The 12,536-nt window shown below is 60.8% G+C and carries 10 protein-coding genes; 6 read left to right on the top strand and 4 right to left on the bottom strand.

Going from position 1 to position 12,536, the window contains the following annotated elements; all coding sequences use genetic code 11:
* Positions 1-38 precede the first annotated feature (38 nt).
* From cheB to AC11W3_RS10450, 3 genes are all read left to right on the top strand, one after another.
* Positions 39-1,079 carry a chemotaxis-specific protein-glutamate methyltransferase CheB gene (gene cheB, locus AC11W3_RS10460; RefSeq protein ID WP_484092131.1) on the top strand — a complete coding sequence of 347 codons (1,041 nt, stop codon included), beginning with the start codon at positions 39-41 and terminating at the stop codon, positions 1,077-1,079.
* A gap of 106 nt (positions 1,080-1,185) precedes the next feature.
* On the top strand, positions 1,186-1,557 hold the full coding sequence (locus AC11W3_RS10455; RefSeq protein WP_484092130.1) for a response regulator: 372 nt from the start codon (positions 1,186-1,188) through the stop codon (positions 1,555-1,557).
* A 449-nt stretch (positions 1,558-2,006) separates the two neighbouring features.
* A complete protein-coding gene (locus tag AC11W3_RS10450; RefSeq protein ID WP_484092129.1) occupies positions 2,007-2,306 on the top strand; it encodes a hypothetical protein in 300 nt (99 codons plus the stop codon).
* Here AC11W3_RS10450 and AC11W3_RS10445 read toward each other — a convergent pair.
* Genes AC11W3_RS10445 through AC11W3_RS10435 form a run of 3 tightly spaced genes read right to left on the bottom strand, consistent with a single transcriptional unit; the run spans position 2,238 to position 6,564 of the window.
* Positions 2,238-3,875, bottom strand: coding sequence for a sensor histidine kinase (locus AC11W3_RS10445; protein ID WP_484092128.1), 1,638 nt, complete (start codon positions 3,873-3,875; stop codon positions 2,238-2,240). The two genes, AC11W3_RS10450 and AC11W3_RS10445, sit on opposite strands and share 69 nt — an antisense overlap.
* A complete protein-coding gene (locus AC11W3_RS10440) occupies positions 3,875-4,726 on the bottom strand; it encodes an ABC transporter substrate-binding protein (protein ID WP_484092127.1) in 852 nt (283 codons plus the stop codon). Before AC11W3_RS10440 ends, AC11W3_RS10445 begins: the two co-directional genes overlap by 1 nt.
* Complete coding sequence (locus AC11W3_RS10435) at positions 4,714-6,564, bottom strand: TonB-dependent receptor plug domain-containing protein (protein ID WP_484092126.1); 1,851 nt, start codon at positions 6,562-6,564, stop codon at positions 4,714-4,716. The genes AC11W3_RS10440 and AC11W3_RS10435 overlap by 13 nt, the downstream gene beginning before the upstream one ends.
* Before the next feature lie 359 nt (positions 6,565-6,923).
* On the opposite strand from AC11W3_RS10435, the gene gptM reads away from it, so the two are divergent.
* Positions 6,924-8,255, top strand: coding sequence for a geopeptide radical SAM maturase (gene gptM, locus AC11W3_RS10430; RefSeq protein WP_484092125.1), 1,332 nt, complete (start codon positions 6,924-6,926; stop codon positions 8,253-8,255).
* A gap of 14 nt (positions 8,256-8,269) precedes the next feature.
* Here gptM and AC11W3_RS10425 read toward each other — a convergent pair whose 3' ends face one another.
* A complete protein-coding gene (locus AC11W3_RS10425) occupies positions 8,270-9,670 on the bottom strand; it encodes a sigma-54-dependent transcriptional regulator (protein ID WP_484092124.1) in 1,401 nt (466 codons plus the stop codon).
* A gap of 196 nt (positions 9,671-9,866) precedes the next feature.
* Here AC11W3_RS10425 and AC11W3_RS10420 point away from each other — a divergent pair, with 196 nt between their 5' ends.
* Entirely contained in the window at positions 9,867-10,409 is a 543-nt protein-coding gene (locus AC11W3_RS10420; protein ID WP_484092123.1) for an HD domain-containing protein, read from the top strand.
* A gap of 169 nt (positions 10,410-10,578) precedes the next feature.
* Positions 10,579-12,489 carry a SpoIIE family protein phosphatase gene (locus AC11W3_RS10415; RefSeq protein ID WP_484092122.1) on the top strand — a complete coding sequence of 637 codons (1,911 nt, stop codon included), beginning with the start codon at positions 10,579-10,581 and terminating at the stop codon, positions 12,487-12,489.
* The last annotated feature ends 47 nt before the right edge of the window (positions 12,490-12,536 follow it).

Raw genomic sequence — 12,536 nt, 5'->3', positions numbered from 1 at the left:
CGCGCGGATGACGGATCCGGGCGCGAGGGGGAATGGCGATGGCGGTAAGAGTTATAGTTGCGGATGATTCACAGCTGGTGCGCCAGGTGCTGGCAGACGTTTTCGCAGCTACCACCGACATCACGGTGGCGGGGAGCGCCTGCAACGGCAGGGAGGCCGTCGAACTGACGGCAGCATTGAAACCGGACCTGGTGATCATGGACCTCCTCATGCCGGTCCTCGACGGCCTGCAGGCCATAGAGGAGATCATGGCCACCGTACCGACACCGGTGCTGGTGCTTTCTGCCGCGACCGAAGTTGACCGGGCATTCAACGCCATCAAGCGCGGCGCCCTCGATGTGATGGAGAAGCCCTCCCTAGTCGATCCTGAATCCTTCGCCGGCTTCGTCTCGACCCTGGTGGAGAAGGTAAGGCTCCTCTCCGGGGTGAGAGTGATACGTCACCCGCGCAGGAAGCCGCGTATCCAGCCGGCGCAGGAATTGAGGCCGGAGCAGGCTATTCCCATGATACTGGCCATCGGAGCCTCGACAGGGGGGCCCAAGGCGGTGATGACGCTACTGAAGAGCCTTCCGGCCGAATTCGAGGCCACCGTCTTCGTGGTGCAGCACATCGCCCACGGTTTCGCAGCGGGTTTCGCCTCCTGGCTCGACAGGGAGTGCGCCATCAAGGTAAGGCTTGCCGAGGACGGTGCGAGGTGCCTCCCCGGTGAGGCGGTGGTGGCGCCTGACGGCTGCCACATGACCCTTTCCGACGGAAGGATCAGGCTAACCGACCAGCCACCGGTCAACTGCTGCCGGCCTTCCATCGACGTCTTCTTCGAATCGTTGGCCCAAGGCTCATGCGACCAGGTGGTGTCGCTGCTGCTGACCGGAATGGGGAAGGACGGCGCCCTGGGACTGCTGCGGATCAAGGAGGCCGGCGGCACCACCTGGGTCCAGGACGAGCTGACCTGTGCGGTCTTCGGCATGCCCAAAGCGGCCATCAATCTGCGCGCCGTGGACCAGGTGTTGCCGCTCGACCGCATGGCTGCCGCCATTTCTAAATTGTTCGCACCCCTGTGCCAGGAGAGTGGCCGGTAACAGCAGGACCCATGCTAGCTGCAGCGGCCGCTGGCAGGTTCCGAAGGCAGCCGCTTCGCCGCCGGCGGCAGCCAATACCAGATCAACCAAATAAGGGAGGATTCACTTGGACAAGAACATACTTATCATCGACGACAGCGAGCTCATTTTAATGATGGCGAAGGACGCCCTCGAGGAGGCGGGATACCAGGTTTGGACCGCCACCAACGGCATCGAAGCCAACAGGTACATCTTCTCCAGGAACAGGCCGGATCTCATCATCATGGACATCATGATGCCGATGCTGGACGGGAATAAAAAGGCGAAGATTCTCAAGGAAAACGAGATGAGCAGGGACATCCCCATCCTGCTCCTCTCGTCAAAGAGCGACCAGGAAATGCGTAGCCTCGCCGAGGAGTCCGGCGCCGACGGCTACATAATAAAGCCCTTTTCTCCGATAGAAATCGTCAGCAAGGTACGAAAACACCTCCCCCGGTAGAGCACTCTCACGGCAAACGCCCCTGCAGCCGAAGCATCTGCCGGGCCTACCGCGATTCCCCGGCCGTTGAGGAGAGCACCGGGTGGGCTTCCCCCCACCGAGGTGCATCTCCTCGCGCCGCAGGTGGCTCATTATCCCCCCGACTCCTGATATCTCCCTCTAAACTGTTCCTGCAACTTTCAGCGCTTTGCCCATCCCGCCCCAAAGGGCCCCAGGTGTAAAAAAATGGACCTGTGCATTCTTTTACACCTAGCCCCAACCACCGGTTTTTTCGTTCTTTTTCCCCGCGGAGCTGAATTATCGTAAAAAAATTCACACTCCCCCGGCGGTCCCTCGCCCCTCAGAGGCCGATAAAGTGCTGCTTTGGCGCAGGTTACCTTTGCGCCCCTTTGGCATGGATGTTGGATGTCGAGTGACGTCGCCTTTAAAATCGGCTGGGAGGGGAGCACATGGACTACCATTACAGCATAATCAATCAATGCCTGCAGCTATTGAAGCAGAGCGACCTGCCGACCATCAAGAAACTGCGGGTGGAAATTCAGCTGATCCAGATGAAGAGGCTGCTCCTCAACGAGGCCATCCCCAAGGAAGCCGAAAACGGTGCCTGCGGCGAGGAGGAGTTCGAGGGACTCCTTACCCAGATGCGCAGGATCTGCGGCGGGAACTACGAAGGAGAGGCTTTAGCGAGTCTCATGGACCGGATCGGCGGGATGCTGCTGGTTCTCGGCGGCGACGAGCTGACCCAATGAAGGATCCCCTTTGGCCGGGAGTGTGACCCGCGCCACCGTACCTTTACCCACCTCTGAACAAAGAATCAGTCTGCCACCGTGTTCGGCGACGATAAAGTGGGAGATGTACAAGCCAAGGCCGCTCCCCCCGTGGTCCAGCTTGGTCGAAAAGAAAGGCTCGAAGAGACGCTCCATGGTCTCCTGACTGATCCCCGTACCTGAATCCTGAACCTCCACCAGCACCTCATCCGTTCCCCTCTCATATCTCGTTGAGACATTGACCTCGCCGCAGGCGTTAGGAAGCGCCTGCATGGCGTTCATGATCAGGTTGATGAGCACCTGCTCGATCTGCTGCTGGCTCCCGGTTATGACCGGAAGGTCGGGCCCCAGCGAGGTCTTGAGCTGCACGTTCTGCTTCATCTGGCAGGCCAGGACGGAGAGCGCCGCGGAAACAGCATCGTTCACGTTGAGATTGGGCCGCAGCCTGCCGTCCCCTACCCCGTATTCCCTTAGCCCCTGGACCACGCGGGCAATCCTCTCTGAATTCTCCACTATCTTGACGGAGTTCTCGGTCAGTGCCGTGCGCGCCGTCTGGTAAGGCACCCCGCCGAGGTAGAACTCACCCTCCTCCTCGCAGACACGATCGAGCAGAGGGACAACGTCCGCCCAAATTTTGGAGATCATGTGCCCCGAAAAGCGTATGGAGGCGTTCGGGTTGTTGATCTCATGGGCCATGCTGGAGAGGAGCAGGCCCAGCGAGGTCATCTTGTTGGTCTGGATCAGGCGGGCCATCACCCTCTTCTTCTCCTCCTGGACCTCAAGCTTCATGGCCTTCAGCAGCTCCTCCTGCAGGGAGAGGTTCTCCAGTTCCCGCAGCTCGAGCGACGCGGCCATGGCATTGATGGCATTGGCTGCGCGGGCCAGTTCGTCGTCTCCGTCCAGATCGACCCGGGTCGACAGGTGTCCGGAGCCTATCTCCTCGATGCCGCGCAGGAGCTGCTTGAAGGAAAAGGTGACCCGCTTGAGGATCTGGTAGCAAAGGAGCGAGACGTTGATCCAGAAGAGGGTCCCGATGGCCAGGGAGGCGACCAGCAGGTCCTTGAGCTGCTCCCGGACGCCCGAGGCGTCTAGACGCAGGTAAACGTGACCGATGACCCGTTTTTCATCCACAGCCGCATGCCCCAGCAGGACTGCTTCAGGGGAAAGAACAGCTCCCGACGAAATGATCGGCACGTCCATGTCGATGGCATCGCCAATCTTCTCCTTGCGGTTTCTCACCTCGGTCAGAAGCTGGCCGTCGGCATTGCGGATGGAGACGAAGACTATGGAGGGATGGCGGGCAGTCGAGGCCGCCAGCAGGGAGAGGGCTTCGCGGTTTTCGGCAAAGAGCGGGAGCCTCGCGTTCTGTGCCAGGATCGTTGCGAGGAGCTTTCCCTCGCGCTGCAGGGTGCTGCGGTAACCGTTGATTTCGGTGATGACGTAGACCGAGGCGAAAGCCAGCGTCAGCAAGGCGATGGTCCCGGTGGAGATCAGGTAGAGCCGGAACCTGAAGCCCTTCATGTATGAGGAGATCGGCGAGACCTTTTTCACTATCCACCCAGGCCGTTAGAGATCTTGAGTCTGCGCAGGACGCCTTCGTTGGTTTTGGTCAGCACCCTGCGCGGGGATTGCGGCGGGATCTCCTCCACAGGGGTGCCGGAAAGGACGTTTTCGGCCATCTCGCCCAGTTGCTTGCCTATATCGAAGCGATCGATGCCTAAAGCCACCGCCCCCCCCATGGTGAGATAGACGTCGGCGAAACTGACCACGGGGACCCTCTGGGCCTGGGAGAAGAGGAAATAGGCCTCGGTGGAGGCCGGGGAAACGGCGGTGACATCGGGGATCATCCACAGGGCGTCGACCTTGCCCCGCAGCGACTCGAGCATGGCCGGAGTCTCCTTGGCAGCGTGCACCTCCCTGGTCACCAGGTCGACCCCGACGCGGCGGGCGGCGGCCTGGGCCCGCTTGATGTAGGAGCCGCTTCTGGCCGGATCGTAGACCACGCCGACCCTCCTGGCGCCGATGGCGTCAAATACGGAGAGGTATTTGGCGGGATCGAGCAGCATGCTGACCCCGGTGGCTCGCGGGCGTGGTTTGGGATTGAGCGCCATCATGTAAAGGACCGGGACGTTTCTGGCCCTCTCGGCCACGGCAAGGGCGCGGTCCCCGACGGCGATAATCACCCGGGGGTGCTCCTCCCGGATGATGCGGGTGATGTCGGTCTCGGCGAAGTCGGAGAGGACGACGGTCCTCATCGTCGCCCGGCACTCGCGCCGAACCCCCCTCACCGCCTCGTCGTACCCCTTCTCACGCAGCGACTGCAGCACGAGAACGTCATACGCCAAGGCCGGTAGCGGGACGATCAGGAAGATCGTTATCAGTAGGGATCTCAGAACGCGCATCTGATACCCACCTCGCCCCAGCGACCAGCGTTCTTGTAGTAAGGGGACTTGAACTGCTCGCCGTTAAAGATATTCCTTAGCGAGCCAAAGAACTCGACCGAAACCGTATCCGAGTAGGTGAAGCGCTTCGCCAGATGCAGATCCCAGATCACGTCATCGTACCTGGCTTTCACCTCGGGGTCGGAATTCCAGTCGATGTAGTGTCCGGTCAGCTGCGCGCGCAGGTATCGGCTGTCCTCGTACTTGATGCCGAGGTTGGCCGTGTGGCGGGCAATGTCCTTCACTACGGCGTCGGTGTCGCGGTTTCTGGCATCGATGAAAGTATAGCTTGCGGAAAGAGAGGTGAAGAAGACCGGCAGGGTACGCACTTCAACCTCGACGCCCTGCTTGATTTGCTTCTGCTTGGTTTTGACGCCGGCGGAATTGTAGGTGGTGATGTCACCTGTCTCGTTGTAGAAGAGCGTTCCCTTCACCCAGAGATAGGGAACGTCGGCAGACTCGGCGCCCACCTGAGAGGTCCAGACCTTTTCCAGCGAGTCGGTCAGGTTGAGGGAGGTGATGCTGTAGCCCTTGGCGGTGTAACCGCGGAGAACGGTGTTGTCGGTCAGGGCATAGGTGATGCCGAAACTGGGGCTGAACTGGTCGCCGCTGGTTTCGGTGTGGTCGTAACGGCCACTGGGGGTGACGGCGAAGCGGCCGAGGGTGAAGGTGTCATTGAGGTAGACTCCGACACGGTCGTCGCTGCGGTTGAGGACGTCGGCCCGCTTCTGCGGCTGGCTCACGTGCACGTTGAGGTGGTCATAATCGACCCCGGCCACCACTCGTTGCAGGTCGTCAAGGTAGAAAAGCTTCAGCACCCCGCCGTTGCTCTCCTCCTCGTCCTTCACGTCCTTCAGGATCGACCCGTTGCTAAGGGAGGTGTAAACGACGTCGGATTCCATTCTCCTGGTCCTGAACATGCCGTCAATGCTGAAGCGGTCGGTCACCGGGAGGTGCACGGAGGCCGTGGCGAGTATCTGGTTTACGTCGGAACCTATATTAGCGGCGGGAATCTGGAGTTGTCCGCTGGAGGAGTCGGTGACGTCGGTGGTGAAGCTTAACGAACCCTGGCCGGGAAGCTCGTAATGGAGCTTTCCGTAAAAGTGGGTCAGGTCCACCATGTTGTTCGGGAGCAGACCGTCCGAACGGATCTTCCCTCCGGTGAGATAATAGCCGGCGCGGTCGACTCCGCCGGTAAGCTCGGTCCGTCCATCGACCGTCGAAGCCTTCCCGCCCGAGGCGGAAATGAGGCCGCCGAGGACACGGTCGGCCAGGGGTGCCTTGGTGATGATATTGATGACCCCGCCCAGGGCATTGCCCCAGGAGGAGGATGCCGCACCCTTCACGATCTCGATACGCTCGACCATCTGTACCGGAATGGCGATGTCGGGGAAGTTGTCGGCGAGATTATTGATGGGGACGTTGTCGATGAGGACCAGTATGTGGTTGAAGTTGGAACCCTGCAGGTTGGTGGAGGTGGTGGAGCCGGGGGTGCGGATGTATTCGAGCTGGACGCCGGCGACCAGGTTCAGCACGTCAATGAGGGTATGGGCATTGAGTGCTTCTATCTCCTTCGCCGTTACCACCGTTATGTTTTCTGCTGTTTGTGAGGCGGGACGTGGGGAGCGGCCAACGGAGACGGTATCGACCTGTGCACCGTTGTAGAGTTCCAGCGAGCGAAGCTCGTCCTCCTCACCACGGGCCGCAGGCGCAAAGATGAGAAGAGACAGGAGGGCCAGGAAGTGCGGCCCCCGGCACAGCAGTGATGCGAACGCTGATTGTCCCCCCGTTTTGATCACTGCGTCTACTCCCGCGAAAAATAAAAGAAAGCTCATAAAAAAAGGTTGCGACACACATAAACGCGTGTTAATCTAACACACGTTGGACGGCAAGTCCAGCAGTAGATGGCAAAAAAAGCCGGGAGGTGATACCAATGGTGCAATTCGCTGAAACACTCGTTGTTCTCGATGCCGGAACTGATCCGGAAATGGAAACAGAAGTCTCGTGCTGCACAGTTTCCTTCGTTGCACTGTTCTAGAACGTTTCATTGGCCGGGATGTGAGGCTCCTGCTTCGCATCCCGGCTTCATACTCGCACCCATGGTCGCTGGCATAGAGGACCAGGACCGCTACTCCCAGCCCGAGATAAGGCCCCCCACATGAACCTTTCCCGCTATCTGAAGATTTATCCCTCCAAGGACAAACCCGGTTATTTCGTACTCTTCTCCACCTTGCGGACTTCGTCGGCCCTGGTTTCGGGAACAACCCTAAGCGCCGCCCTGAGCGGCTCAAAAATGGGACCGGAGGGGGAAACTCTGAGGCAGTTGGGGATGCTGGTGGACCATCCGAGCGTCGAAAGGGAGCAGATGCGCACGCTACTTGAGAGGGCCAACAGCAAGTCCCGCAGGTTCAGGGCCACGGTGGTTCTCAACCTGGACTGCAACCTAGACTGCGATTACTGCTACGAAGGGGGGTTCCGCGGTGCCCAGTATATGTCGGAGGCAACCGCAAATCTGCTGGTGGAGACGCTGCTGCGGGAACGAATCTCGGCGGGGATGGACGTGATTCTCACCTTCTACGGCGGCGAGCCGCTCCTTTCCGAGGACCTGATCCGCGACATCTCCCTGCCGCTCATGGAAGGGGCAAAGGCACACGGAGTCCGCTACGGCTTCGGGCTGGTCACCAACGGCACCCTGCTGAACCGGGAGACCGCGCAAAGGCTGATTCCCCTGGGGCTGCAAGGGGCCAAAGTGACCCTTGACGGGCCGCGCGAGATACACGACAAGCAACGCCCCTTCGCCTCCGGCGCCGGGAGTTTCGACACCATCGTAGATAACCTGGCTTCCGTCTGCGATCTCATCGCCGTCTCCTTGGGAGGGAACTGCCGCCAGGAAAATTACCGTGAATTCCCCCGCCTGCTGGATCACCTCATCGACTACGGCATCCACCCCGACAAGATCGACCGCGTCATTTTCACCCCTATCACCCCGAAGGCCGGCTGCGCCGAACACGGTTCGGACTGCGCCTCAGCGGGTGAACCTTGGCTCATCGAGGCCATCCCCTATCTGCGCCAGGAAACCATCGCCCGCGGCTTTAAGCCTCCCCGTATGAAGGTTTCTGCCTGCGTAATCGAATTCTCGGACAATATCGTTGTCAATTATGACGGATCCCTTTACAAATGCCCGGCCTTCATGGGATACGAAGGGTTCAGCGTCGGCACCCTGGCAGAAGGGATCTCCGACTACACCGCCACCCACGGGATCGGCAGCTGGCAAAACGACGAGTGCCTGGACTGCCCCTACCTCCCCATCTGTTTCGGCGGCTGCCGCTTCCTCAATCTCTTGAACGACAAACCGGTTTCAGCGCTCGACTGCAGGCGGGATTTCTATGACGCCACGCTGGAGCGACTGGTGATGATGAACATCCCCCACCCACCCCGCAAGGAGGCGCCTGCTGCCGAGCAGGCTTCCTGCCCCGACTACTGCATCTAGTCCCTATCCCTATGCTACAGGCGCTCCTGCTTTAACCTCTTGTTCAGGGTCGGCCGGGTGAGCCCGAGGATCTCTGCTGCTGCGGTCTGGTTTCCGTTGGTCAGCTTCATGGCCTCGGCGATCAGATACTCCTCGGCCTGCAGTACGGTGGGGAATTTGCCAAAAACGGCGAGGAACGGGTTGTCGGCGTCGAGGGGTTGGGTAACCCGTGTGATGGCAGGCTTCAGCCCGAAGTCCGCCGCGGTGAGGATGCCGGTCTCGTTGCAGGTCACGGCGTGGTGCACCATATTGTAGAGCTCCCGGATGTTGCCGGGAAAACCGCACTGCTCCAGTGCGGCGATCATCCCGGCAGCCAGCGCAGGGACCGGCTTGCCGAGTTCCTCAGCTGCCTGGTGGGAAAAGTAATCAACGAGGGGCCCCACGTCCTCTATCCTGTCCCGCAGCGGCGGGACATGGAACTCGTGGGCGCAGAGGCGGAAATAGAGGTCGTTGCGGAACTTCCCCTCGGCCCTCAGCGCCTTGAAGTCAACGTTGGAGGCGGCGATCACCCGGGCGTCGCTCTTCAGCAGCAGGTCGGAGCCGATGCGGTAGTACTCCTTCTCCTGCAGAAGGCGCAGGAGCTTGACCTGAGAGGCGAGGTTCAGGTCCCCAATCTCGTCCAGGAAAAGGGTCCCCCCGGCGGCGGTGGTGATCAGGCCGTCGCGCTGGCTGTCGGCGCCGGTGAAGGCCCCCTTCTTGTGACCGAAGAGGGTGTCCGAGAACATCATGTCGTCGAGCCCTGCGGCATTGAGGCAGACGAAGGGCCCCTTGACCCCCGATACATTGTGGATGGCACGGGCCAGCAGCTCCTTTCCCACCCCCGTTTCGCCGGTAATCAGGACCGGGAGCCTCGACGACGCGATGGCCTCGATATACTGGAAGATGCCGCGCATCTTCTTTGAGTTGGTGACGATGCCGTCGAAGGCCTCCGGGTGGCGCAGCTTGTCGGCCAGCAGGTAGTCCTTGAGGATCCTGTTCTGGTTGCCGAGATCGCTTACCTGCAGGGCCTTTCTCACCGTGGCCACCAGGCGGTTCGGATCGACCGGCTTGGTGAGGAAATCGAATGCCCCCTGCTTCATGCAGCCGACCGCTGTCTCGACGTCGCCCATGGCGGTCATGACAATCACCGGGATTTCCGGAAAGTCAGCGGTGATCGCCTGCAGCACTTCTGAGCCGCTCATCTTGGGCATGATCCAGTCCAGCATCACCGCACTGACCTGGTTCTCCCTGATGAAGGGGAGCACCTGGGTGCTGTCCGACATGATGGTTACCTGGGGAATATCGCTTGAGGAGAGAAGGAGGGAGACCTCGTTAAGAATGCTCTGCTCGTCGTCCACCACCAGCATCTGTTTCTGGGTCACCGATTGCACTGTCATCTGCACCACCTGGCGGCATTAATAGAAAGTTCAAATAATATAATGAACATGATGAACATTCAACCATTTCCTGCTAATTAGTCAATTTTCTCCCTATCGCTGTTTTTATATTGCGCCAGGGCCATCCAGAATGGCTATTGCATCGCCGCCCCATTAGGCATAATCTACTGCGAGCACACTAGATCAGGAGAGTCCATTGAAGGCGTTAGCACTACTGGAAAAATACTACTCGGGTAACGACCAGGCCCTTCGCATCGTCTACCAGCACAGCCGCATGGTGGCGGACAAGGCGCTGGCCCTGGCCAAAGCCTCCAGAACCGAGGTAGATCCCCTTTTCGTCGAGGAGGCCGCCCTCCTGCACGATATCGGAGTCTGCCGGGTCTACGCACCGAAGCTCCACTGCTTCGGATCTGCCCCCTACATCTGCCACGGCATCATCGGCCGGGAGATCCTTGAGGCGGAGGGGCTGCCGCAGCACGCCTTGGTCTGCGAGCGGCATATCGGGGTGGGGCTTACCGCCCTCGACGTGGCCAACCAGAAGCTCCCGCTGCCGCCGAGGGAGATGTCGCCGCAGACGGTAAGCGAGAGGATCGTGGCCCTGGCCGACCTCTTCTACTCCAAGAAGGGTGGCGAACTGGAGCGGGAGAAGAGCGTCCAGCAGGTGAGGGAGGACCTGATGAAATTCGGCCTGGAGAAGGTCGCCATCTTCGAGAGCTGGCTCGGCGACTTCTCCCCGTAAGCTCCGCGATCGGAGGCACCGCTGCCTCATTAACCTTCCCCCGGCGAGCGGTAGACGCGCCAAAGTGTGCTATACTAGCTACCGCCTTGCCACCGGCCGCGGCCAAGGCCACTCCGGGGCCAAGCGAGCCGACCCCGGCAGCCCCATTTCCTTCCTCAAAGGTGTTCTCATGGGAAAGCCGCTTCGCGTGCTGATCGTTGAAGACTCTGAGGACGACGCGCTCCTTTTGGTCTTCGAGCTGCGCCGCGGCGACTACTCTCCCGTCTTCAAGAGAGTCGAAACGGTCGAGGCCATGAAAAAGGCCTTGGATGAGGAGAGCTGGGACCTGGTGATCTCGGACTACGTCCTCCCGGGATTCAGCGGCCTGGAGGCCCTGAGGCTGGTGCGCAGAAGCGGCCTCGACCTCCCCTTCATCATCGTCTCCGGAAAAATCGGCGAGGATACCGCTGTCAACGCCATGAAGGAAGGGGCCAACGACTACCTGATCAAGGGGAATATCTCGCGACTTGTCCCCGCCATCGAGCGGGAGATGCAGGAGGCGGAGGTTCGCCGCAAGAGGCGCGAGGCGGAGGCCGCCCTGGTCAGGAGCGAGCAGCGCTACAAGAGGCTGGTGGCGGCGGTCACCGACTACATCTACATCGTCACCATCGAGGGGGGTAAGGTGGTCAAGACCTACCACGGCCCCGGCTGCCTCTCGGTTACCGGCTACAGTTCCGAGGAGTACGTCGACAACCCCTTCCTCTGGTACCAGATGATCTACGAGGAGGACCGGGCCGCCGTCACCAGCCTCACCAGCGAGATCTGCGCCGGCAAGGACATCCCCTCTTTGGAGCACCGCATCCGGCACAAGGACGGCTCCATCCGCTGGGTGATCAACACCATCGTGCCGCGCTACAACGACCAGGGGGAGCTGATCGCCTACGACGGCCTGATCTCGGACATTACCGAGAGGAAAAGGGCCGAGGAATCGCTGAGGCTGCAGAGCGCTGCGCTGGAGGCCGCGGCCAACGCCATAGTCATCACCGACCACGAGGGCCTGGTTATCTGGGTCAACCCGGCCTTCACGAAGATGACCGGCTACAGCCTGGATGACGCGCTGCACCGCGACCTGAGCTTCCTCAAGTCCGACCTCCACGCCATCGAGTTCTACCAGGAGTTGAGGGAGACCATCAACGCCGGTCAGGTCTGGCAGGGGGAGATGATCAACCGCCGCAAGGACGGCGCCCTCTACCCCGAGGAGCAGACCATCACCCCGGTCACCGACCAGCGCGGGGTGATCAGGCACTTCGTCTGCATCAAGCAGGACATCTCCGACCGCAAGCGGGCCGAAAAGGCCCTGATGGAAAACACCAGCATGTTGAAGGAGATGGAGATCGCCAAACAGATCCAGCTCTCGCTTCTCCCCCCCGCCCCTCCCCAGCTGACCGGCATCGACTGCGCCGGGCGCTGCGTTCCCGCCACCCACATCGGCGGCGACTACTACGACCTGTTCCTGCACGACGGCAAGCTGGACATGGTGATCGCCGACGTCTCCGGCCACAGCGTCGGCGCCGCGCTGATCATGGTCGAGACCCGCAGCGTGCTGAGGGCGCAGCTGAAGTCGCTACACACTCCGAGCGAGATCGTCTCGGCCCTGAACGAACTGCTGTACGAGGATTTAAGCCGGGCCGAGCTCTTCATCACCATGAGCTACCTGAGCCTCGACACCGCCAGCGGGAGGCTCAGCTACACCAACGCCGGGCACCCACCCTCCCTGGTCTACCGTCCCTCCAGTTCCTCCTTTGCCGAGCTCGACGCAGAGGGGCTGATCCTCGGCGTCCAGAGGGGTGTGACCTTCGACCAGCCGAGCCTGCAGATCGAGCGGGGCGACCTGCTCCTCCTCTACACCGACGGCATCATCGAGGCCCAGGGCCCCGGCGGCGAACTCTTCGGGACCGAGCGGCTGCGGGAGGTACTGGCTGCCCAGCACCGCGGAGCGGCCGCCGCCATCATAGACTCCCTCCTTGCCGCCGTGAGCGAATTCAGCGGCGCCTCCACCTTCAGCGACGACATCTCCATGCTGCTGCTCAAGTTCATCTGACTTTACTTGACGCGCCCCCCCCAGTTGTGTAAACATACGCGGGTTCG

It is taken from the genome of Geomonas sp., from assembly GCF_056994735.1.
Note: the sequence above shows the minus strand (reverse complement) of the source record. Positions and strands in the feature narration are given on the sequence as shown.